The following is a 21,191-nucleotide window of genomic DNA, read 5'->3' as shown; positions in this document are numbered from 1 at the left end:
ACACAATCTAAGCCAGCGGAAACGCTGGTTTTTTTATGCGTGACATTCCGGCGCTGTCAGGCGAGGATGCTGACTGATTCAGTATGGAGAGGGTAACTATGCAGGCAAATCGTCGGGCCTTCATCATCATTGCGTTTCTGCTGGTGCTTGTCGTGGCAGGAATGGGGATAGCTTCCCTTCATGTTAAAGGCAATGCCGATGCACTTTGGCAGATCGTCAGCGAAAAGTGTGTACCCAATCAGCAGAATAACGGGCAACCCGCGCCTTGCCAGCGAGTCGATCTGCAGCAGCGTTATACACTGCTCAAAGACCGTAACGGCCCCTTGCAATACCTGTTAATTCCCGTTGATAAGATAACCGGCATCGAAAGCCCGCGGTTGCTCAGCACAGCCACGCCCAATTTTTTCAGCTTTGCCTGGCAGGACAGAGGCGTAGTGGCACAAAAATTCGGTTCGCCCATTAAAGACACGGTGCTGTCGCTGGCGATCAATTCCGAATACGGGCGTACCCAAAACCAGCTGCATATTCATATTTCCTGCTTACGGCCCGATGTCCGTCAGCAACTGGATGCACTGGCACCGACTCTCAATGCGCAGTGGAAGGATGTTACCTTTCTGAACCATCACTATATTGTGCGGGTGCTCAGTCAGGCGGAACTGGATCAACAGAGTGTCTTTATCCGGTTAGCGTCTGAAGTCCCGGATGCTAAGAATGCAATGGGGAAATACGGCATGGCACTGACCGGCTTATCAGATGGTCGTCTGGTGCTGATGGCGGTAGAGCGCAACTGGCTTTTGCTGAATAAGGGATCGGCAGAGGAGGTGCAGGATCACGACTGCGCCCTGCTACAACCCATAAAAAAAGCGGCCTGATGAGGCCGCTTATGCTGTGTTCAATCGCCGGTTAGCGTTGTTTAGCCGCCGCAGCGGCTTTAACGATCACGGCAAACGCATCGGCTTTCAGTGATGCGCCACCAACCAGTGCACCGTCGATGTCCGGCTGAGTAAACAGCTCGGCAGCATTTTTGTCGTTAACTGAACCACCGTACTGAATAATCACTTGCTCAGCGATTGCAGCATCTTTTTTGGCAATATGGTCACGAATAAATTTGTGAACCGCCTGCGCCTGAGCAGGAGTGGCTGACTTCCCGGTACCGATCGCCCATACCGGCTCGTAAGCGATGACCGCGTCTTTAAACGCTTCAGCGCCTTGAGTGGTCAGCACGGCATCAAGCTGGCGTGCACAGACTTCTTCCGTTTTGCCCGCTTCGTTTTCTGCTTCGGTTTCACCGATGCAAAGAACCGGCACCAGGCCCGTCGCTTTCAACACGGCATATTTTTTCGCAATGAACTCGTCACTCTCTTTATGATAAGTGCGACGTTCTGAGTGACCAATGATGATGTATTTCGCGCCGATATCTTTCAGCATTTCAGCGGACACTTCGCCGGTGAATGCGCCAGAGAGGTTCACATCAACGTTTTGAGCACCCAGTGCGATGTGGCTACCGGAGATGGCATGTTTCGCCTGATCAAGATAGAGCGCGGGCGGGGCGATAGCAACGCCACAACCCTCAACGCCCGACAGTTCTTTACGCAGACCGTCGATCAGTTCGGCTGTCATATGCTTGCTGCCATTCAACTTCCAGTTACCCATAACCAGTGGATGTCGCATTCTATCCTCCGCATAACGCGATACATGAAATGGCGCTGCCCCGGGGCAACGTTGTCTGCCAGACAGTATAGAGATCAAATAACGTCGTGGCTTTGCTTTTCGTCATTTTTGCCCCGACCATCAGGGCGCGGCGAGCGCAAGTTTTACCGGCTCAATGGCAAAGGTTAATCCTTTATCCCCGTTGTCGGAAACCACAAAACGCAGTGCACCTTCAACGTGCTCGTAGTATCGTGAGCCTTTGCCCGATTTAAGCAGCGTTTCCAGCTTTTTACGTCCCTCTTCTGGCGTGAGTCCCGGCACAAAAAAACGTAACAGAGCGGTCATATAATCCATGGCTTTGGCCTGGGACGCACTCTGATCAGGGCCCGGTACCGGGAGCCAGGTGATCTGCAGCGTTTTAATTTTACCCGTGCCAGGCTCAAGCGCCGTGGAAGAGTAAAGCGTTTCGTTAATCTTAGTGGCTGCCCGCGTCAGATCGGTTTTTTCATCGCGGGAATCAATGGCGCGGTACTCCAGCAGCGGCAGTTGTGGATTCGCCAGATTATATTTTTCACGAAACTGGCCGATAGTCATATCCAGCGTGGGCGCACCCGTTAACAGGTAGGGCGCGGTAGGCATATGTTCTGCCTTGTCGAGGGGTGGCGGATCGGCAGCAAAAACCGGAACCGTTAGCGCAAGACTCAGCAACAGTACGCCTGGCAAATTCTTCATGTTGTCGGCCCTGACCAATAAACTCGATATCAAATTAGAACGGTTTTTACCTTCAAGGTCAAAAGCGTGCAGCGTAAAATTTTGTCTGGAGGAACGTGCATGATATTACAGCAATGGTTTTTCTCTTTTCGGGGCCGCATCGGGCGCCGGGATTTCTGGCTCTGGCAGGCGATCTGGTTACTGTTAACCAGCGTGCTGTTTTTTCTGGCCGGTAACGATCTGGTGGATACACAAATGGCCGCGTTTGGCATCGTGTGTTTATTGTGGCCCGCCAGCGCCATCCTGGTTAAGCGCCTGCACGATCGCGATCGCCGGGGTTATTGGGCGCTGTTACTGATTGCCGCCTGGCTGCTGATGGCGGGCAACTGGAGCATGACCGGCGATATCCTGCAGTGGGTGATCGGGCGCGTCCTGCCTTTTATCATTCTGGCAGGATTCATTCTGGACCTGGGCGTGTTTCGTGGCACCGCCGGCGATAACCGCTTTGGTGCCACGCCGGTGCCTTTACGTCTGAAACGTGCGACTTACCAGTAGTTCTCACTGGTGATATGACCGGGCTTGCGCTTGAGGTGCTTGCGCATGCCACGTGTCTCTTTCAACAACTGCTGCGTGTCACGTACCATCTGCGGGTTGCCGCAGACCATCACGTGGCTGGTTTCTGCCTCTATAGGTAAACCGGCCACCCGCTCCAGCTCGCCACTTTCGATTAATGCCGGCACACGACCGGTCAATGAGCCCATACTTTCTTCACGGCTGACGACCGTAATCACCTGCAGCTTGCCGTTGTAGATTTGCTGAAGTTGCTGCATGAGGGGCAAAAAGCTGAGGTCGGCTGCGTAACGCGCGGCATGCACTAACACGATGTTATCGAAGCGATCCAGACCGTCGCCCTGCTGCAAAATCGACAGATAAGGGCCGACGGCCGTACCGGTTGCCAGCATCCATAAGGTCTGACAGTCCGGCACTTCATCCAGGATAAAAAAGCCCGCAGCATCTTTAGTAATCATGACCTGCTCGCCGGGACGCAGCGCCTGAAGATGGGGGCTTAGCTTACCGTCAGGCACGGTGACTAAGTAGAACTCAAGCAGGTCGTCATTCGGTGCATTGACGTAAGAGTAGGCACGTTGCACGCGTTCGCCCTCGATCTCCAGCGCCAGCTTTGCATACTGGCCAGCGCTAAACGGAGCAATGGGTGCCTTAATCCGCAGGCTAAACAGCGCGTCGGTCCAGTTTTTCACTTCCTTTACTTGAGCATTGATCCACTCGGCCATGGTTACTCCTTCAGCGTTGAATCGTCAGGCGAATAAGCATCTTCTCTACTGCACTGGCAGATTACCAGTCTGTCAGGCTGCAAAGGCTCTAATCGACAAACTGTATTGTTAAGTTTACAACCTGGTAGCCATTATTGACGTGAATTGAACACTCACTTTTCATTAATGACTCGCTTTGTCATGAAATCCTGATATTTTCCTGCCACAACCCGTTTCAGCCGTTATTTGTGCTGCTTAAACGTTCATGTTCATACAGACCTTTTGTTCAATCATGATGAAAAAAATAGAAAATCGTCCGTTGCTGGTCATGCTCATTGCGCTGGTTGCAGTAGGGCAAATGGCGCAGACCATCTATGTGCCCGCCATGGCGGCGATGGCGGATGCGCTGCAGGTGCGTAATGGCATGATGCAGCATGTGATGGCGGCGTATTTAATCACCTATGGCGGATCGCAGCTGATCTACGGACCGCTGTCTGACAGCGTTGGACGTCGCCCGGTGATCCTGGCAGGAATGGCGATCTTTATGATCGGCTCGATCACCGCCATGATGGCCTCGTCGCTGGATATGCTGGTGCTCGGCAGTGCGATTCAGGGCGCGGGCACCGGCGTGGCTGGCGTGATGGCGCGTACTATGCCGCGCGACCTCTATAACGGTCATGCCTTACGTCAGGCGAACAGCTGGCTCAACATGGGCGTGCTCGCCAGCCCCTTAGTCGCACCGGTTATTGGCGCGCTGCTAACGCAGCTGTTTGGCTGGCATGCCTGTTTCGCTTTTCTGCTGGTGCTGTGTCTGATCGTGACGATTGCTATGGCGCGCTGGCTACCGGAAACGCGCCCCGTCACTACCGAAGTCACCCCGTTCTTTACGCGCTATATCCGGTTGTTACGCGATGCGAATTTCGTTCGCTATCTGCTGCTGTTGGTTGGCGCGCTGTCGGGCATTGCCGTATTTGAGGCCAGCTGTGGTGTACTCCTCGGTGGCGTGCTTGGCCTGAACAGTTTCACCGTGAGTATTTTGTTTATCTTGCCTATCCCGGCCGCCTTCTTTGGTGCCTGGTTCGCCGGGCGCGAGCAGCGTTCCTGGCACAGCCTGATGTGGTTTGGGGTAAACAGTTGCCTGCTGGCAGCGGTGCTCATGTGGATACCGGCCTGGTTTGGCATCATGACTATCTGGACGCTGTTGGTACCGGCATCGCTGTTCTTCTTTGGTGCGGGTATGTTGTTTCCCCTGGCGACATCCGGCGCAATGGAACCTTATGCCTGGCTGGCAGGAAGCGCGGGCGCATTGATTGGTGGTCTGCAGAACCTGGGTTCCGGGCTGGTGGCTTCGCTGTCGGCGCTCATGCCACAGCGCGATCAGTTCAGCCTTGGCATGCTGATGTTTATTACTGCCCTGGTGATGTTGCTATGCTGGCTCCCGCTTTCACGGCAGCCAGCCGGCGAAAATCATGCGGTTACAGGATAAAGGGATGCAGTGCGGGATCTTTGCGGTCAAGATAATGCACTGACTGGATGCGGCGAATCGTGCGCGATTTGCCGCGAATTAACAGGGTTTCGCTGGTGGCCATATTGCCCTGACGGGTAATGCCTTTCAGCAGGTCGCCGCTGGTGATGCCGGTGGCGGCAAAGATCACGTTATCGTTACGCGCCATCGCCTGGAGTGGCAGCACCTTGCCGGCTTCAATCCCCATGCCAGCACAACGCTTCAGCTCATATTCCCCAATCCGCCGGTTCTCTTCGCTGTCACCTTTTACATCATGCCGGGCCAGTAATCTGCCCTGCATATCCCCATCCAGCGCACGAATCACCGCAGCGGACACCACGCCTTCAGGCGCACCGCCAATGCCGTACATCACGTCAACTTCACTGTTGGGCATACAGGTAAGAGTGGAGGCCGCCACGTCCCCATCCGGGAAAGCGAATATCCGTACGCCCAGCTGCTTAAGCTGTTGGATAACGGCGTCATGGCGCGGCTTTGCCAGAATGGACACGGTGAGCTGTGACAACGGTTTATTCATGGCGATGGCAATATTGCGCAGGTTGATCTCAAGCGGCAGATCCAGATTGATATGACCGCGCGCCGCCGGGCCGACGATAAGCTTCTCCATATACATGTCAGGCGCATGAAGAAAACTGCCTCTGTCACCGACAGCCATAACGGCAAGTGCATTCGCCTGTCCCATGGCCGTCATACGGGTGCCTTCAATAGGATCAACGGCAATATCCACCGCATCGCCCTGGCCGGTACCGACTTTTTCGCCGATGTAGAGCATCGGGGCTTCATCAATTTCCCCTTCGCCAATCACAATCTGGCCGTCGATCTGGATGGTATTTAAAACATGGCGCATGGCGTGGACGGCTGCACCGTCGGCTTCATTCTTGTCGCCGCGCCCTAACCATTTATAACCAGCCAGTGCAGCAGCTTCGGTTACGCGGGAAAATTCAATGGCAAGTTCTCGTTTCATTGCATGTACCTGACAAAAAACAGGCTGGCAGTTTAGCGGAGGGAGGAGGCGGGGAAAAGACCCGCGACGGTGGACGTCGCGGGCGTAGTGCGTATTACTCTTGTTCTTCCCACGCTTGCGCGCGAGCAACCGCTTTCTTCCAGCCAGCATAACGGAAGTTACGCTCTGTGGTTTCCAGTGTTGGACGGAATTCGCGCTCAATAACGGCTTTGGCGCGGACTTCTTCCAGATCCTGCCAGAAGCCCACGGCCAGACCCGCCAGATACGCGGCACCCAGTGCAGTCACTTCACGCACTTCAGGGCGCTCAACGCGTGTACCAAGAATGTCTGACTGGAACTGCATCAGGAAGTTGTTGGCAACCGCACCACCGTCCACACGCAGTGCCTGCAGGCGCGTGTTGGCATCATTCTGCATGGCTTCCAGGACGTCACGCGTTTGGTAAGCAATGGACTCCAGCGTTGCACGGATGATGTGGTTAGCATTGGCACCACGAGTCAGGCCGAACAGCGCGCCACGTGCATAGGGGTCCCAGTAAGGTGCGCCCAGGCCGGTGAAGGCGGGAACCATATACACACCGTTAGAATCTTTCACTTTCATTGCAAAGTATTCAGAGTCAGCGGAATCGCTGATCAGCTTCATCTCATCGCGAAGCCACTGAATGGACGCGCCACCGATAAAGACCGCGCCTTCCAGTGCGTAGTTGACTTCGCCACGCGGACCGCAGGCGATAGTCGTCAGCAGGCCATGCGTTGAGGTAACCGCTTCGGTACCGGTATTCATCAGCATAAAGCAGCCGGTGCCGTAGGTGTTTTTCGCCATACCCGGCTGGACACACAACTGGCCGTAAAGCGCCGCCTGCTGGTCGCCTGCAATACCCGCGATAGGAATACGCGTACCGCCTTTACCACCAATGTTCGTCTGCCCGTAAACCTCAGACGAGGATTTCACTTCTGGCAGCATCTCACGCGGAATATCAAGGATCTCCAGCATGCGCTCATCCCACTCAAGCTTATGGATGTTGAACAGCATGGTACGTGAGGCGTTGGTGTAATCGGTGATATGGACGCGGCCCTGGGTCATCTTCCACACCAGCCAGGTGTCAACCGTACCAAACAGCAGCTCGCCACGTTTTGCACGATCACGCGCGCCTTCAACGTTATCCAGAATCCACTTAACTTTGGTGCCGGAGAAGTAAGGGTTAATCACCAGACCGGTGGTTTTCTGAATATACTCTTCCAGACCTTCTTTCTTCAGCTTATTACAGTAGTCAGCAGTACGCGGGTCCTGCCAGACGATGGCGTTGTAGACCGGCTTACCGGTTTCTTTATCCCAGACAATGGCGGTTTCACGTTGGTTCGTAATACCAATGGCCGCAATTTCATCAGAACGAATATCGGCATGGGCAAGGACTTCAACCAGTGTAGAACTCTGTGATGCCCAGATATCCATTGGGTCGTGCTCTACCCAGCCCGCTTTCGGATAGATTTGGGTAAATTCGCGTTGCGATACCGCCACAATGTTCGCGTCATGATCCAGCACAACAGCACGTGAACTGGTAGTGCCCTGATCGAGAGCGACGATGTATTTTTTATCGGTGGTAGTCATAAATTCATTCCTGATGATAAAAAGTGGAACTTACGCTTTACGTTCATGCGCGGACGCAATCGGTTTGTCACTGGTTGGTGTGGCGATCACCGCACCCGGTAAATGGCGGCCAATCAGGGCGCGATAACCAAAGGCACCCAGGCAAGCACCGACCAGTGGGCCAAAAATTGGCACAAGGAAATAAGGAATCTGATGACCGCCAGTGAAGGCAATGGTTCCCCAGCCAGCCAGCCACTCAAATACTTTCGGACCGAAGTCACGTGCCGGGTTAAGGGCAAAGCCGGTCAGGGGACCCATAGAGCCGCCAATAACGGCAACCAGAAGGCCAATCAACAGCGGTGCCATCGGGCCACGCGGTACGCCATTGCCATCATCGGTCAGGGCCATAATCACGGACATCAAGACAGCAGTGATCACCATCTCTACCAGGAAGGCCTGACCTACGCCAATCTGTGGATTAGGGTAGGTAGAAAAAATGCCCGCCAGGCTCAGGCTTTCAACTGAACCTCGTACCATGTTATGACTTTGTTCGAAATTGATAAACAAGCTGTAGTAAAGTCCGTAAACCAGCGCCGCGCCACAGAAGGCACCTGCAACCTGAGACAGGATATAAGGCAATACCTTACGACCTTCGAAATTCGCGAAAAGGCAGAGTGCGACAGTAACGGCGGGGTTGAGATGGGCACCTGACACACCTGCGCTGAGATAAACCGCCATAGAAACGGCCAGCCCCCAGATGATACAGATTTCCCATTGGCCAAACGTGGCACCAGCCAGCTTAAGCGCGGCAACGCAACCCGCGCCAAAAAACAGGATCAAACCGGTACCCAGAAATTCGGCAATACACTGACCTTTGAGTGTGGTTGTAGTCTGACTCATGATAGTTGTTCCTGAAGCGAGGTTAAATTTTATCAGTTTTTGTTCTCATTCCTTGAGGCGCCCATCTTTAATGTAGGGCTGATGTTAATTTATCGTTAACGAGCATAAACGAGAAATAGCGAAATCGATTTTTGTGTGGTCTGTCAAAAAAATGCGCGTTTTCGCGTGTTTTGGTTTTCCTTAAGCGCCATTCAGGCCGTTTTCAGCAGCGTTATTCCGGCTTCGCTAAGCAAACGTACGGAAAAGGAACATTTTAGGGATAGGCTGAAAAATGTTACTGACGGCGGTCTGCAGGCCCGCGTTGCTGGACTTGCGTGATGAGGCTACATACAATCGGGACAACGTTGCTGGTAAACGCCTTTTGTGCGAAAGCTGGCATCATCAACGCCTTGCAGGATTTTAGGAGAGGTCAGAAAGATGTCATTTGAAGTGTTTGAGAAACTGGAAGCAAAAGTACAGCAGGCGATTGATACTATCACCTTGCTGCAGATGGAAATTGAAGAGCTGAAAGAGCAGAACAACAACCTGCGTAACGACGCGCAGAATGCTGCTGGCAACCATGAAGCACTGGTGCGCGAAAATCAGCATCTGAAAGAGGAGCAGCATGTCTGGCAAGAACGCCTGCGTGCGCTGTTGGGAAAAATGGAAGAGGTATAAGCCTCAACTAATGCGAAAAACGGGTGCTAAGCACCCGTTTTCGTTTGCCGACATTATTCTATGTCGAGCGGATCTTCCGATAAAATCATACCGGTATTATCGGCATAGAGATGGTCGCCTGAGAAGAAGGTGACGCCACCAAAATTGACGCGCACATCGCTTTCGCCAATGCCTTCACCTGCAGCGCCTGCCGGAATAGCGGCGATAGCCTGAATGCCAATCTCCAGCTCTTCCAGCTCGTCCACCTGACGCACTGAACCGTAAACCACGATGCCTTCCCACTCGTTTTGCGTCGCCAGCCGGGCAAGTTGTGCGTCCACTAAGGCGCGGCGTACCGAACCACCGCCATCAATCAGCAACACGCGGCCCCGACCGTTTTCTTCCAACAGATCGTAAAGCAGACCGTTGTCTTCAAAACATTTCACTGTGGTTATCTGACCGCCGAATGAGGTCCGCCCACCGAAATTTGAAAAAAGCGGTTCAACAACATTCACGTCTTCGTGGTAGATGTCGCAGAGTTCAGAAGTATCGTATTTCATAAGGGTTTCGTCTGTTTGCCACAGGAGCGCTAAGTATATCGCTTTATGTCAATTGTTGGCAAAATCATCAGCTTTAAAAGACCTGTATTGCATCAAGCGCATGCAGAAAAAAGCCCAACCAAACGGGCTGGGCCTTGATACAACACATGGACAGGCGAGCGTTACAGAATAAAGCGGCTCAAATCTTCATCTGCCACCAGTTCATCCAGATGCTTTCCGACGTACTCTGCGTCGATGGTGACGGATTCGCCGCTACGATCGCTGGCGTCATAGGAGACGTCTTCCATCAAGCGTTCCAGCACGGTATGTAAACGACGTGCACCGATATTCTCGGTGGTTTCGTTTACCTGCCATGCCGCTTCGGCGATACGGCGGATACCGTCATCCGTGAAATGGATACTCACGCCTTCGGTATTCATCAGTGCTTTGTACTGTACCGTAACCGAGGCATTAGGTTCGGTCAGGATGCGTTCGAAATCATTAACCGTCAACGCCTGGAGTTCAACACGGATCGGTAAACGGCCTTGCAGCTCAGGAATCAAATCTGACGGGCTGGCAACCTGGAACGCACCCGACGCGATAAACAGGATATGGTCAGTTTTGACCATGCCGTGCTTGGTCGATACGGTACAGCCTTCCACTAGTGGCAAAAGATCGCGCTGTACACCTTCACGAGATACATCCGGGCCGCCCGCGTTTTGTCCGCCGCGCTTACAGATCTTGTCTATCTCATCAATGAAGACGATGCCGTGCTGTTCAACCGCGTCGATAGCATCCTGTTTCAGCTCTTCCGGGTTCACCAGCTTGGCGGCTTCTTCTTCGATCAGCAGCTTCAAGGCTTCTTTGATTTTCAGCTTCCGCGGCTTCTGTTTCTGACCGCCCAGATTCTGGAACATCGACTGCAACTGGCTGGTCATTTCTTCCATTCCCGGCGGTGCCATGATTTCAACGCCAGGACCGGTTGCAGCTAAGTCGATCTCGATTTCTTTGTCGTCGAGTTGGCCTTCACGCAGTTTTTTACGGAAAGCCTGACGAGCAGAAGAGGGCTCGCTGGCTTGTTCGGCTTGTCCCCAGTTGTTTTTAGCCGGTGGAATCAGCACATCAAGGATGCGTTCTTCCGCCATTTCTTCTGCACGGTATTTGTTCTTTTCGATAGCCTGGCTGCGCACCATTTTGATGGCGGAGTCAGTCAGGTCACGAATAATGGAATCAACTTCTTTACCCACGTAACCCACTTCAGTGAATTTCGTGGCCTCAACCTTGATAAACGGCGCGTTGGCCAGCTTCGCCAGACGACGGGCGATTTCGGTTTTACCGACACCGGTCGGGCCGATCATCAGAATATTTTTGGGTGTCACTTCGTGACGCAGCTCTTCGTCCAGCTGCATACGGCGCCAGCGGTTACGCAGGGCAATAGCCACGGCGCGCTTGGCGCTGTCCTGGCCAATAATAAAGCGGTTCAGCTCGCTGACGATTTCGCGTGGAGTCATCTCAGACATGTTTAGATCCTTACGACTTGGACGTTAATTCTTCAAAATTAACGTTGTGGTTGGTGTAGATGCAAATATCGCCAGCGATATTCAGCGATTTCTCAACGATGTCGCGTGCGCCTAAGTCAGAGTTTTCTAACAGCGCACGCGCAGCTGCCTGGGCGAAGGGACCGCCAGAACCGATAGCAATAAGGTCGTTTTCAGGCTGAATGACGTCACCGTTACCACTGATAATCAGTGATGCCGATTCGTCCGCCACTGCCAGCAGGGCTTCCAGACGGCGCAACATTCTGTCGGTGCGCCAGTCTTTGGCCAGCTCAACGGCGGCTTTCACCAAATGGCCCTGATGCATTTCAAGTTTGCGTTCGAAGAGTTCAAACAGGGTAAAGGCATCTGCGGTGCCGCCAGCAAAGCCGGCAATGACTTTATCGTTGTAAAGACGACGCACTTTTTTGACGTTGCCTTTCATTACGGTATTACCGAGCGTAGCCTGGCCATCACCGCCAATCACTACCTGGCCGTTGCGTCGAACACTTACTATTGTTGTCACGGGCAGACCCCTTTTACTGTCGGAAAAAAGCTCCGCGCCCAAGGCGCGGAGGATCATGCAGACAGATATGGGGTAGGTTTGACGGGTTTCAACCCCCAACGGCGAGCGGAATGCAGCCGGAATGTCCTGAAGCGCGCAGACGTTTTAGCGTGCTGTCTGCACTGGCGCGGTCTTTGAAGGGCCCTACCACGACACGATTCCATCCGCCGCCGGACGTCAGACGGCTTTCAAAACCTTCAAACGCCAGCGCAGCGCGCACCGATTCCGCCTGTTCTGTTCCCTTGAAAGAGCCACACTGCACCATCCAGCGCTGCGTAGCCGCTTTTTCAGCCGGTTTCGCTTTCGCGGTTTCCTGCGTTTTAGGCTGAGCGGCAGGTTCACGCGTGACAGGAGCAGGTTGTGTCTGTTGCACGTTCTGCGTGGGCTGTTGCTGACGCTGAGTATGCTGTTCCTGCAACGGCTGCTGACGCTGCTGCTGTACCTGCTGCTGGCGTTGTTGTTGCTGTTGTTGTACCTGCTGCTGGCGTTGCTGCTGCTGTTGAAGTTGCTGTTGTCGCTGGAGTTGCAGCGTTTGCTGACGTTGTGCAGGCGTCTGCTCGTTCCACGGCACTTCATTCAGTTGGGTGGGTTGCTGGCGCATATCCGCCTGCATTTGTTCAAGCAGCTGGCGTTGCTCATCGGTGAGCTGTGTATGTGACTGCACTTCGCCACCGGAGGTCGGTTCACTTGGCGTCGGTACAGTGACCTGGCGGTTTTCCAGCTCTTTTATGTACTTCCAGCGCTCTTCAGGCTTTGGCGGTAAGCCATTCCCGTTGGCTTTATGATCCGTAATAACCGGCACATCTTCTTTTTTATGATGCGCCAGGAACCATAAACCACCGGCAAAGGTCACTAATACAGCAACCGCCAGTACAATCATTATTTTAGAGGTGCCTGAACCGCTTTTTGTTTTTTTGCCACGGCTGGGGCTTTTTTTGCGACGCGTCCCTGTTGAACGCCCGCGGCCTACATAATCTTTTTGTGCCACTCTCGTCCTGATACCCTTGAAAATATGATGCCACGTAGGCGAATCCGTTGTTACTGCACGCCCGGCAAGGAGCCCGCCATGTTACTTAAGGGCTGGAACTTTGACCAGCAATGATAGCCTTAAGAATCCCCTGAAAATAGCGGAACATTTTACTTATCACTCATCCTTTTTTGCCAATGTTGTGCTACCACGGACCACCAGTTCAGCATCCAGCAATGTCGAACCATTGTGAACGCCATGACCCTGTAATTCATTCAGTAACAGCCGTACGGCTTCACGACCAATTTCAAAACACGGTTGTTTCACCGTGGTGAGCGGTGGCTCGCAGTAGCGCGACAGTTCAATATCATCAAAACCTACTACCGACAGGTCTTCGGGCACGCGCAGGCCCATGCGTTTTGCCTGACTGATAGCGCCGATGGCCATGATATCGCTATGACAAAACAGGGCGCGCGGCGGTTGCGGTAAAGCCAGCAGCTGATTCATGGCGGCAACACCCGATTCAAAGGTGAAGTCGCCTCGGACGATATAAGTCGGTTCCACGCTGATCCCACTACGGCGTAACGCCTGTACATAGCCCTGCAGGCGATACTGACAGAGCGCAACGTCTTCCGGGCCGGTCAGACAGGCAATACGTTTATGACCAAGCTGTAGCAGATGATTGACTGCTACAAACGAGGCCGTCAGGTTGTCGATATTGACTGTTGGCAATGACATTTCGGGCGCAAATTCAATCGCCATCACCATCGGCGGGAGATTGCGCTGTTCATCAGGACTTACATCGAAAGGTAACTGCGCGCCGAGCAGCACAATGCCGTCGATCTGACGAGTCAGCATCAGGTTTAAAAACGTCCATTCCTGCGGTTTTTGATGAGCACAGTCGCCGATAAGCACCAGATAGCCGGCCTTCGACGCGGCTATCTCGACGCCCCGAATAATTTCACTAAAAAAGGGATCGCAGATGTTGGGGACGATCAGCAGAATAGTTTGTGTGTCGTTGCGTCGGGCATTGCGGGTTACACTCTGAGCGGTGTAACCGACGGCAGCGACGGCCTGTTCGACTTTCTGACGCGTCGCCGAAGAGACTTTTTCCGGATTCATTAGCGCACGCGACACGGTGGCGGTCGAGACGCCGGCTTTTTCTGCGACGTCTTTCATCGTGGCGGCGGCCGACGGTTGATTCTGATCCAACACATGCTCCTGATGCGTAATCGCGCATTCAACGTTCGTATCGTCTGATGTGAAAACAAGCCTGGCACTATTGTTATCGATTGGGCGGCAGGGCCGTTACTTAATTTGCATAAAAATTGTGACTTATGCGACGTATTTCGATCCCTCTCACAACCTCACCGGACTCAGCTTTCGGTCGGATCAACATCCAGCGTCCACTTTACCTTGCGCGATGCAGGTAACGTACTTATCAGCGGTAACGAACTGCTCAACAGCTGTTGCAGGCGTTTCCGGGACGGATGTTGTACCAGTAACTGCCAACGCCAGCGGCCACTTCGCTTAGGTTGCAGCGCAGGCAGCGGCCCCATGAACCACATTGACGCGTCTTTAAGCGGGCTGGATTCCAGCATATTGCGTAGCTGTTGCAGAAATTCTGCAGCCTGATGATTATCTAAATCTTCTGCACGGAACAGGGCATGATGCGTCCACGGTGGTAAAAATACCGACTGACGTTCCAGCAGGGTTTGTTGTGCGAAAGCGAAGTAACCCTTGTGAAGCAGGGTTTGCAGAAGCGGGTGCTCAGGATGGTGAGTTTGCAGCAAGACCTCGCCCTGCTTACCGGCTCGCCCTGCGCGGCCGGCAACCTGAGTATAGAGCTGAGCGAAGCGTTCCGCGGCCCGGAAGTCAGCGGAAAACAGTGCACCATCCACGTCCAGAAGCGACACCAGGGTGACATCAGGAAAATGATGCCCTTTTGCCAGCATCTGCGTCCCCACGAGAATACGCGCGCCACCGCGATGCACATCGGCCAGGTGCTGTTCGAGCGCACCTTTACGGCTGGTGGTATCACGATCGATACGCGAAACCGGCACGCCGGGGAATAATGTTCCCAATTGTTGCTCAAGCTGTTCTGTCCCGACGCCCACGGGGAGTAAATGGGTGGAACCACATTGTGGGCACTGATTGGGCAACGGCCGCTGGCTGTCGCAATGGTGGCAGCGCAGTTGGCGATGATGCTGATGCAGGGTGTAATAGCGATCGCAGCGTTGGCACTCAGCAATCCAGCCGCAATCGTGGCAGAGCAGCGCTGGTGAAAAACCACGGCGGTTAAGAAACAGCAAGACCTGGTTATCTGCTTTCAGGTGTTGACGCATTTTAGCGATCAAGGCAGGCGCGAGGCCGCCGACCAGTTGTGCGCCTTTCAAATCGATAAGCTGCTGCAGAGCGGGTTTGGCATTACCGGCGCGTTTCATCAGGTCAAGCTGACGGTATTTCCCGTTACGAACGTTATGCAGCGTTTCCAGCGCCGGTGTGGCGGAACCCATGATAATAGGAATATTTTCTTCATGGGCGCGGAACACGGCCAGATCGCGTGCCTGATAGCGCCAGCCTTCCTGCTGTTTGTAAGAGCTGTCGTGCTCTTCATCAATAATGATCACGCCCGGACGTGCCATCGGTGTAAACAGGGCTGAACGTGTGCCAATGATGATGGCATTTTCGCCCCTGCGCGCCCGCAACCATACAGAAAGGCGCTCGCTGTCATTCAGGGCGGAATGCAGCACATCCACCGGGGCATCAAAACGCTCGCGGAAACGGGCAATCGTTTGTGGCGTCAACCCAATCTCCGGTACCAGCACCAACGCCTGCCTGCCTCTGGCCAGCACGTTTTCCAGTACGCTGAGATACACTTCGGTCTTACCTGAACCGGTAATCCCTGCCAGCAGCCAGGCCGCATAGTGTTCATCTTCACTTCGCATCGCGCCGACCGCCGTCGCCTGATCGGTGTTCAGCCGAAGACGTTCACCTTTAACGGCAAAGCTGCTGCGCCAGTCATGCATCTGTGGCTGATGCTCATGCAGTTCACACAATCCTTTGGCGCGCAGTGCCTGCATGGCAGCATCGGTAAGGTCATGCTCACTCACTTCGTGGCGATAAAGCGGCTGCTGTCTGAGCGTTGCAAGCCCTTGCTGTTGTTTAGGCGCCCGCTTAAGGCTTTCCGGCGCGGTGGCGCGGCCCTGCTCGGTAATTTCCCAGCGCCATAAAGGATTATCCTGAGCGGGTTTACCTTGCCTCAGCAGCACCGGTATGGCATGGCTCAGTACCTCGCCGAGAGGCGAATGATAGTAGTTCGCGGCCCAGTGAAGAATCCGCCACAGTGAGGGCGGAAATAGCGATTCGCTGTCCAGTACGGCAATGACCTGCTTGAGCTGTGCTGCCGGCAGGTCGCTTTTGTCAGGTAACGCGACCACAATGCCGGTCATTTTTCGGTTGCCAAAAGGCACGATCACCCGACCACCGATGACTGGCTGCACGCCGTCAGGAGGCAGATAGTCAAACAGGCGAGGAAGGGGAACGGGCAGGGCAACCTGAACAACGGGCATAGCAATCTCTTTCCGGTTCATCTAGCAGGGCGGTTAGTGTACACGCTGGCACGCGCGGGGTGTATCTCAGGTGACATTTGCAGCATCAAACATTAGCCTGTATAATATGCCGCCTTCGGTAAGAAAGACCTTGCCGGAGTACACCATTAATGTTCAATCGCGTGTGGTGCTGCGCAGGTTCAAATCCTGGCGCGGAGAGCGACACGGCCTTATATGAGGTTTCCCATGAAACAAGGTATTCACCCAAAATACGAAGCAGTTACCATCAACTGTACTTGCGGCAACGTGATTCACACTCGCTCTACGCTGACTCACGAACTGAACCTGGACGTTTGTGGTAAGTGCCACCCGTTCTACACCGGTAAGCAGCGTGAAGTTGCCACTGGTGGCCGCGTTGACCGCTTCAACAAGCGTTTCAGCGTGCCAGGCACCAAAAAATAAGAAACGGCATTCGAACATCTGTTCGGCGGCAAGAAAAACCCAGCTCAGGCTGGGTTTTTTTATGTCTGAAAATCAGTATTCCCAGGTATCCGGGTCGATGCCCATGTCGCGCATGATTTTTTTCGCAGCTTCCGGTATTTCATCGTTACGTTCTTTACGAAGATCGACATCATTGGGTAACGGTTGCCCGGTAAAAGCATGCAAGAAGGCTTCGCACAGGAGTTCACTGTTCGTTGCGTGACGCAGGTTATTGACCTGACGACGTGTGCGTTCGTCAGTCAGAATTTTCAGCACGCTTAACGGAATTGACACCGTAATTTTTTTAACCTGTTCGCTCTTTTTGCCGTGCTCAGCGTACGGGCTGATATATTCGCCGTTCCATTCAGCCATGGGATACCTTAATCAATAAATGTTAAAAGTTACGAAATCAGCCGATTATGCCTGATTTTCTTCTACCTGACCCCTTCTCTGGCGGGTTTCTTCGTTCAACTTCTACGACAAATGTGGTTGAACGCCAGGTATGGGCGCATAATTTTAGCGGTTATTGCGACGATGCTCAATCTATACGCAAAGACATTTGGATGTCCAGATGTATTGACGTCTAAAAGCAAGGTGATATCCTGTCGTCAGATTATTTCACATTTCAGGAACAGTTAGCCCTATGACGCGTAAACAGGCAACCATCGCAGTGCGCAGCGGTTTGAATGACGACGAGCAATACGGCTGCGTTGTCCCGCCCATCCACCTTTCCAGCACCTATAACTTTCATGACTTCAATGAACCTCGTGCCCATGATTATTCCCGGCGCGGTAACCCAACGCGCGATGTGGTGCAACGCGCGCTGGCAGAACTGGAAGGCGGAGCGGGGGCGGTACTCACCAATACCGGCATGTCGGCCATTCATCTGGTCACCACGGTGTTCCTGAAGCCAGGCGATCTGCTGGTTGCGCCACACGATTGCTATGGTGGCAGCTATCGTCTGTTCGACAGTCTGAGCAAACGCGGTGCCTACCGGGTGAAATTTGTCGATCAAGGCGATAAAGCCGCACTGCAGGCGGCGCTGGACGAGAAACCTAAACTGGTGCTGATTGAAAGTCCCAGCAATCCTTTGTTGCGCGTCGTTGATATTGCCTCGATTTGCGAAGCTGCGCAGGCTGCGGGTGCCGTCAGCGTCGTGGATAACACCTTTATGAGCCCGGCCCTGCAAAATCCGCTGGCACTGGGTGCCGATCTGGTGATTCACTCCTGCACTAAATACTTAAATGGTCATTCCGATGTGGTGGCCGGTGCCGTGATTGCCAAAGATCCGCAGGTGGCGACCGATTTAGCCTGGTGGGCAAATAACATTGGCGTCACCGGTTCCGCCTTTGACAGCTATCTGCTGTTGCGCGGAATGCGCACCCTGGGGCCGCGTATGGCAGCCGCGCAGCGTAATGCGTTAGCCATTGTTGATTATCTCAAGCAACAGCCACTGGTGAAAAAGTTGTATCATCCGTCACTGCCGGAAAACGCGGGCCATGAATTCGCTGCGCGTCAGCAGCGCGGATTCGGTGCCATGCTCAGCTTTGAGCTGAAGGGTGACGAAGCCCGCTTGCGCCGTTTTCTTAAAGCACTTGAGTTGTTTACGCTGGCGGAATCGCTGGGTGGCGTTGAGAGCTTAATTTCACATACTGCGACCATGACGCATGCAGGCATGTCTGCAGAGGCCCGTGCCGCAGCAGGTATCTCTGAAACCTTGCTCCGTATTTCAGTAGGTATTGAAGACCACGACGATTTAATTGCCGATTTGGATAATGCATTCCGGATCGCAGCCGAGGATTGATCATGACGATTTCAGCAGGCGCAGGAACGCCAAACAACAGACAGCTCCACAAGTTTGGTGGCAGCAGCCTTGCAGATGCACGCTGCTATCAGCGTGTTGCCAGCATCATGGCGGATTACAGCCAGCCTGGCGATATGATGGTGGTATCGGCCGCAGGGTCGACGACCAATCAGCTGATTAGCTGGCTGAAACTGAGCCAAAGTGACCGCCTGTCCGCACATCAGGTGCAGCAGACATTACGTCGCTATCAGAGTGAGCTAATCAGTGCACTGTTGCCTGCTGAAATAGCCGAGCCGTTAATTACCGCCTTTATTCGCGATCTCGAAAAACTGGCCGCGCTACTGGATGGTGACATCACAGAAGCGGTTTATGCGGAAGTGGTTGGGCATGGTGAAATCTGGTCGGCACGTTTAATGTCAGCGGTGCTGAACCAGCAGGATCTCCATGCCTGCTGGCTGGACGCGCGCGATTTTCTGCGGGCGGAACGTGCCGCGCAGCCTCAGGTGGACGAAGGTAAATCCTGGCCATTGTTACAAACGCTGCTGGCCCAGCATCCGCATAAACGCATTGTGGTGACCGGTTTTATCAGCGGCAACGATGCCGGTGAAACGGTCCTGCTGGGGCGCAACGGGTCTGACTATTCAGCCACTCAAATTGGTGCGCTGGCGGGCGTGGGACGTGTCACTATCTGGAGTGATGTGGCGGGCGTTTACAGCGCCGATCCACGCAAAGTCTCTGATGCCTGTCTGCTGCCGCTGCTGCGTCTGGATGAGGCCAGTGAGCTGGCGCGCCTTGCCGCGCCAGTGCTGCACACCCGCACCTTACAACCGGTTTCGGGCAGTGATATTGATTTGCAACTGCGCTGTAGCTATCAGCCTGAGCAAGGCTCAACCCGCATCGAGCGCGTCCTTGCGTCCGGCACGGGTGCCCGCATTGTCACCAGTCACGACGATGTGTGCCTGGTTGAGATCCAGCTTCCCGGGCAGCACGATTTTGCTCTCTTCAAAAAAGAGATCGATCAACTCCTGACGCGCGCGCAGATGCGACCGCTGGCGATGGGCATCCATCCTGACCGTCAATTGCTGCAACTTTGCTACACCTCTGAAGTGGTAAACAGTGCCTTTGCCCTGTTGCAGGATGCAGGCTTGCCCGGACATTTGCAGTTACGCGAGGGTTTAGCGTTGGTCGCCCTGGTCGGAGCTGGCGTTACCCGCAATCCGTTGCACACGCACCGTTTCTGGCAGCAGTTGAAAGATCAGCCAGTGGAATTCATCAGCCAGTCGCCGGAGCACATCAGCGTGGTTGCGGTGCTGCGCGTTGGCCCCACTCAGCATCTCATTCAGGGGCTACACAGCTCGCTGTTTCGTGCGGAAAAACGCATTGGCCTGATGCTGTTCGGCAAGGGCAATATCGGTTCACGCTGGCTGGAGTTGTTTGCCCGTGAGCAGGAAACGTTGTCGGCACGCACCGGTTTTGAGTTTGTGCTGGCAGGTGTCGTGGACAGTCAACGCAGCCTGCTGAGCTATGACGGTCTGGATGCCAGCCGTGCACTGGCCTTCTTTGACGATGAAGCCGAAGCGCGCGATGAAGAATCGCTGTTTCTGTGGATGCGGGCCCATCCGTACGATGACCTGGTGGTACTGGATGTGACGGCCAGTCAGCCGCTGGCACTGCAGTACCTGGATTTTGCCAGCCATGGGTTTCATGTGATCAGCGCGAATAAGGTGGCGGGCGCATCGGATACGCAAACCTGGCGTGAGATTCGGGATGCCTTTGAAAAAACCGGTCGTCACTGGTTGTATAACGCCACCGTGGGAGCCGGGCTGCCGATAAACCATACGGTGCGCGATTTGCGTGAAAGCGGCGACACCATTCTGTCGATTAGCGGCATTTTCTCCGGCACCCTGTCCTGGCTGTTTTTACAGTTTGATGGCACTGTACCGTTCACCGAGCTGGTGGATCAGGCGTGGCAGCAGGGATTAACAGAGCCGGACCCGCGCGTCGATCTGTCGGGTCAGGACGTGATGCGTAAACTGGTTATTCTGGCCCGTGAGGCCGGGTATAACATCGAGCCGGATCAGGTGCGCGTCGAATCGCTGGTCCCACAGAATTGCGAAGGTGAATCAGTCGATCACTTTTTCGAGAATGCGGATGAGCTGAACGAACAGATGCTGCAACGGTTTGAAGCCGCGCAGGAAATGGGGCTGGTTCTGCGTTACGTGGCGCGGTTTGATGCCAACGGCAAAGCACGGGTGGGCGTCGAAGCGGTGCGCCTGGAGCATCCGCTGGCTGCATTACTGCCCTGCGATAATGTGTTTGCCATCGACAGCCGCTGGTACCGCGATAACCCGTTGGTGATTCGCGGGCCTGGTGCGGGCCGTGATGTCACTGCCGGCGCTATCCAGTCTGATATTAATCGCCTCGCACACCTGCTCTGACCCCACTTTTCTTCAGGCGCTTCGGCGCCTGTCCTGCAATGAATCCTCCTACATGAAGCCTTTTCACGTTGCG

At 54.1% G+C, this 21,191-nt stretch carries 20 protein-coding genes; 7 read left to right on the top strand and 13 right to left on the bottom strand.

The annotated features are described in order from the left end of the window. Window positions 1–98: 98 nt before the first annotated feature. Entirely contained in the window at window positions 99–872 is a 774-nt protein-coding gene (locus tag FBY13_RS21765) for a CDP-diacylglycerol diphosphatase (protein ID WP_186440843.1), read from the top strand. A gap of 31 nt (window positions 873–903) precedes the next feature. Here the strand turns inward: FBY13_RS21765 and tpiA are convergent, their stop codons facing one another. Together tpiA and FBY13_RS21755 are read right to left on the bottom strand one after the other, a co-directional pair. Further along, window positions 904–1,671, bottom strand: a complete 768-nt coding sequence (gene tpiA, locus FBY13_RS21760; protein ID WP_063877688.1) for a triose-phosphate isomerase — start codon at window positions 1,669–1,671, stop codon at window positions 904–906. 120 nt (window positions 1,672–1,791) lie between these two features. Further along, complete coding sequence (locus tag FBY13_RS21755) at window positions 1,792–2,382, bottom strand: DUF1454 family protein (protein ID WP_096011100.1); 591 nt, start codon at window positions 2,380–2,382, stop codon at window positions 1,792–1,794. A gap of 99 nt (window positions 2,383–2,481) precedes the next feature. Between FBY13_RS21755 and FBY13_RS21750 the strand changes: the two genes are divergently transcribed. Next, window positions 2,482–2,916, top strand: a complete 435-nt coding sequence (locus tag FBY13_RS21750) for a DUF805 domain-containing protein (protein ID WP_145395122.1) — start codon at window positions 2,482–2,484, stop codon at window positions 2,914–2,916. Here the strand turns inward: FBY13_RS21750 and fpr are convergent. Then, entirely contained in the window at window positions 2,907–3,653 is a 747-nt protein-coding gene (gene fpr, locus FBY13_RS21745) for a ferredoxin--NADP(+) reductase (protein ID WP_145395121.1), read from the bottom strand. The two genes, FBY13_RS21750 and fpr, sit on opposite strands and share 10 nt — an antisense overlap. 271 nt (window positions 3,654–3,924) lie before the next feature. Between fpr and emrD the strand changes: the two genes are divergently transcribed. Continuing rightward, the gene (gene emrD, locus FBY13_RS21740) at window positions 3,925–5,118 is read left to right on the top strand and encodes a multidrug efflux MFS transporter EmrD (protein WP_145395120.1); all 1,194 of its coding nucleotides are present in this window, start codon (window positions 3,925–3,927) and stop codon (window positions 5,116–5,118) included. On the opposite strand, the gene glpX is transcribed toward emrD, so the two are convergent. The 3 genes from glpX to FBY13_RS21725 all read right to left on the bottom strand — a co-directional run bounded on the left by glpX (window position 5,108) and on the right by FBY13_RS21725 (window position 8,603). Beyond that, on the bottom strand, window positions 5,108–6,118 hold the full coding sequence (gene glpX, locus FBY13_RS21735) for a class II fructose-bisphosphatase (protein ID WP_145395119.1): 1,011 nt from the start codon (window positions 6,116–6,118) through the stop codon (window positions 5,108–5,110). The two genes, emrD and glpX, sit on opposite strands and share 11 nt — an antisense overlap. Window positions 6,119–6,212: 94 nt before the next feature. Continuing rightward, complete coding sequence (gene glpK / locus FBY13_RS21730) at window positions 6,213–7,724, bottom strand: glycerol kinase GlpK (RefSeq protein ID WP_063877682.1); 1,512 nt, start codon at window positions 7,722–7,724, stop codon at window positions 6,213–6,215. A 30-nt stretch (window positions 7,725–7,754) separates the two neighbouring features. After that, on the bottom strand, window positions 7,755–8,603 hold the full coding sequence (locus tag FBY13_RS21725; RefSeq protein WP_063877681.1) for an MIP/aquaporin family protein: 849 nt from the start codon (window positions 8,601–8,603) through the stop codon (window positions 7,755–7,757). Between the two features lie 417 nt (window positions 8,604–9,020). Between FBY13_RS21725 and zapB the strand changes: the two genes are divergently transcribed. Then, the gene (gene zapB, locus FBY13_RS21720; protein WP_063877679.1) at window positions 9,021–9,260 is read left to right on the top strand and encodes a cell division protein ZapB; all 240 of its coding nucleotides are present in this window, start codon (window positions 9,021–9,023) and stop codon (window positions 9,258–9,260) included. 53 nt (window positions 9,261–9,313) lie between these two features. Here zapB and rraA read toward each other — a convergent pair whose 3' ends face one another. The 6 genes from rraA to priA form a co-directional block, all read right to left on the bottom strand. Continuing rightward, complete coding sequence (rraA, locus tag FBY13_RS21715) at window positions 9,314–9,799, bottom strand: ribonuclease E activity regulator RraA (protein ID WP_063877678.1); 486 nt, start codon at window positions 9,797–9,799, stop codon at window positions 9,314–9,316. 161 nt (window positions 9,800–9,960) lie between these two features. Further along, complete coding sequence (gene hslU, locus FBY13_RS21710) at window positions 9,961–11,298, bottom strand: HslU--HslV peptidase ATPase subunit (RefSeq protein WP_063877677.1); 1,338 nt, start codon at window positions 11,296–11,298, stop codon at window positions 9,961–9,963. A gap of 10 nt (window positions 11,299–11,308) precedes the next feature. Continuing rightward, window positions 11,309–11,839 (bottom strand): ATP-dependent protease subunit HslV, encoded by a 531-nt coding sequence (gene hslV / locus FBY13_RS21705; protein WP_063877676.1) that lies wholly within the window; start codon window positions 11,837–11,839, stop codon window positions 11,309–11,311. An 88-nt stretch (window positions 11,840–11,927) separates the two neighbouring features. Further along, window positions 11,928–12,866: a cell division protein FtsN gene (gene ftsN, locus FBY13_RS21700; protein ID WP_145395118.1), complete on the bottom strand. Its 939-nt coding sequence runs from the start codon at window positions 12,864–12,866 to the stop codon at window positions 11,928–11,930. 156 nt (window positions 12,867–13,022) lie between these two features. Continuing rightward, on the bottom strand, window positions 13,023–14,057 hold the full coding sequence (gene cytR, locus FBY13_RS21695) for a DNA-binding transcriptional regulator CytR (RefSeq protein WP_063877674.1): 1,035 nt from the start codon (window positions 14,055–14,057) through the stop codon (window positions 13,023–13,025). A 164-nt stretch (window positions 14,058–14,221) separates the two neighbouring features. After that, entirely contained in the window at window positions 14,222–16,417 is a 2,196-nt protein-coding gene (gene priA, locus FBY13_RS21690) for a primosomal protein N' (protein WP_145395117.1), read from the bottom strand. A 225-nt stretch (window positions 16,418–16,642) separates the two neighbouring features. Here priA and rpmE point away from each other — a divergent pair, with 225 nt between their 5' ends. Beyond that, window positions 16,643–16,858, top strand: a complete 216-nt coding sequence (gene rpmE, locus FBY13_RS21685) for a 50S ribosomal protein L31 (RefSeq protein WP_006121308.1) — start codon at window positions 16,643–16,645, stop codon at window positions 16,856–16,858. A 72-nt stretch (window positions 16,859–16,930) separates the two neighbouring features. Here rpmE and metJ read toward each other — a convergent pair whose 3' ends face one another. Next, a complete protein-coding gene (metJ, locus tag FBY13_RS21680; RefSeq protein ID WP_013027687.1) occupies window positions 16,931–17,248 on the bottom strand; it encodes a met regulon transcriptional regulator MetJ in 318 nt (105 codons plus the stop codon). Window positions 17,249–17,519: 271 nt separating this feature from the next. Here metJ and metB point away from each other — a divergent pair, with 271 nt between their 5' ends. Together metB and FBY13_RS21670 are read left to right on the top strand one after the other, a co-directional pair. After that, entirely contained in the window at window positions 17,520–18,680 is a 1,161-nt protein-coding gene (gene metB / locus FBY13_RS21675) for a cystathionine gamma-synthase (RefSeq protein ID WP_063877671.1), read from the top strand. A 2-nt stretch (window positions 18,681–18,682) separates the two neighbouring features. After that, window positions 18,683–21,118, top strand: a complete 2,436-nt coding sequence (locus FBY13_RS21670; RefSeq protein ID WP_063877670.1) for a bifunctional aspartate kinase/homoserine dehydrogenase II — start codon at window positions 18,683–18,685, stop codon at window positions 21,116–21,118. Window positions 21,119–21,191: the final 73 nt, after the last annotated feature.

Source organism: Pantoea sp. SJZ147, assembly GCF_007828605.1.
GTDB lineage: Bacteria > Pseudomonadota > Gammaproteobacteria > Enterobacterales > Enterobacteriaceae > Pantoea > Pantoea allii.
This window is presented reverse-complemented; position numbering and strand designations above follow the sequence as displayed.

Coding starts and splice junctions, on each gene's coding strand:
- FBY13_RS21765 (WP_186440843.1), top strand. CDS start 99: ATGCAGGCAAATCGTCGGGCCTTCATCATCATTGCGTTTCTGCTGGTG.
- tpiA (WP_063877688.1), bottom strand. CDS start 1,671: ATGCGACATCCACTGGTTATGGGTAACTGGAAGTTGAATGGCAGCAAG.
- FBY13_RS21755 (WP_096011100.1), bottom strand. CDS start 2,382: ATGAAGAATTTGCCAGGCGTACTGTTGCTGAGTCTTGCGCTAACGGTT.
- FBY13_RS21750 (WP_145395122.1), top strand. CDS start 2,482: ATGATATTACAGCAATGGTTTTTCTCTTTTCGGGGCCGCATCGGGCGC.
- fpr (WP_145395121.1), bottom strand. CDS start 3,653: ATGGCCGAGTGGATCAATGCTCAAGTAAAGGAAGTGAAAAACTGGACC.
- emrD (WP_145395120.1), top strand. CDS start 3,925: ATGATGAAAAAAATAGAAAATCGTCCGTTGCTGGTCATGCTCATTGCG.
- glpX (WP_145395119.1), bottom strand. CDS start 6,118: ATGAAACGAGAACTTGCCATTGAATTTTCCCGCGTAACCGAAGCTGCT.
- glpK (WP_063877682.1), bottom strand. CDS start 7,724: ATGACTACCACCGATAAAAAATACATCGTCGCTCTCGATCAGGGCACT.
- FBY13_RS21725 (WP_063877681.1), bottom strand. CDS start 8,603: ATGAGTCAGACTACAACCACACTCAAAGGTCAGTGTATTGCCGAATTT.
- zapB (WP_063877679.1), top strand. CDS start 9,021: ATGTCATTTGAAGTGTTTGAGAAACTGGAAGCAAAAGTACAGCAGGCG.
- rraA (WP_063877678.1), bottom strand. CDS start 9,799: ATGAAATACGATACTTCTGAACTCTGCGACATCTACCACGAAGACGTG.
- hslU (WP_063877677.1), bottom strand. CDS start 11,298: ATGTCTGAGATGACTCCACGCGAAATCGTCAGCGAGCTGAACCGCTTT.
- priA (WP_145395117.1), bottom strand. CDS start 16,417: ATGCCCGTTGTTCAGGTTGCCCTGCCCGTTCCCCTTCCTCGCCTGTTT.
- rpmE (WP_006121308.1), top strand. CDS start 16,643: ATGAAACAAGGTATTCACCCAAAATACGAAGCAGTTACCATCAACTGT.
- metJ (WP_013027687.1), bottom strand. CDS start 17,248: ATGGCTGAATGGAACGGCGAATATATCAGCCCGTACGCTGAGCACGGC.
- metB (WP_063877671.1), top strand. CDS start 17,520: ATGACGCGTAAACAGGCAACCATCGCAGTGCGCAGCGGTTTGAATGAC.
- FBY13_RS21670 (WP_063877670.1), top strand. CDS start 18,683: ATGACGATTTCAGCAGGCGCAGGAACGCCAAACAACAGACAGCTCCAC.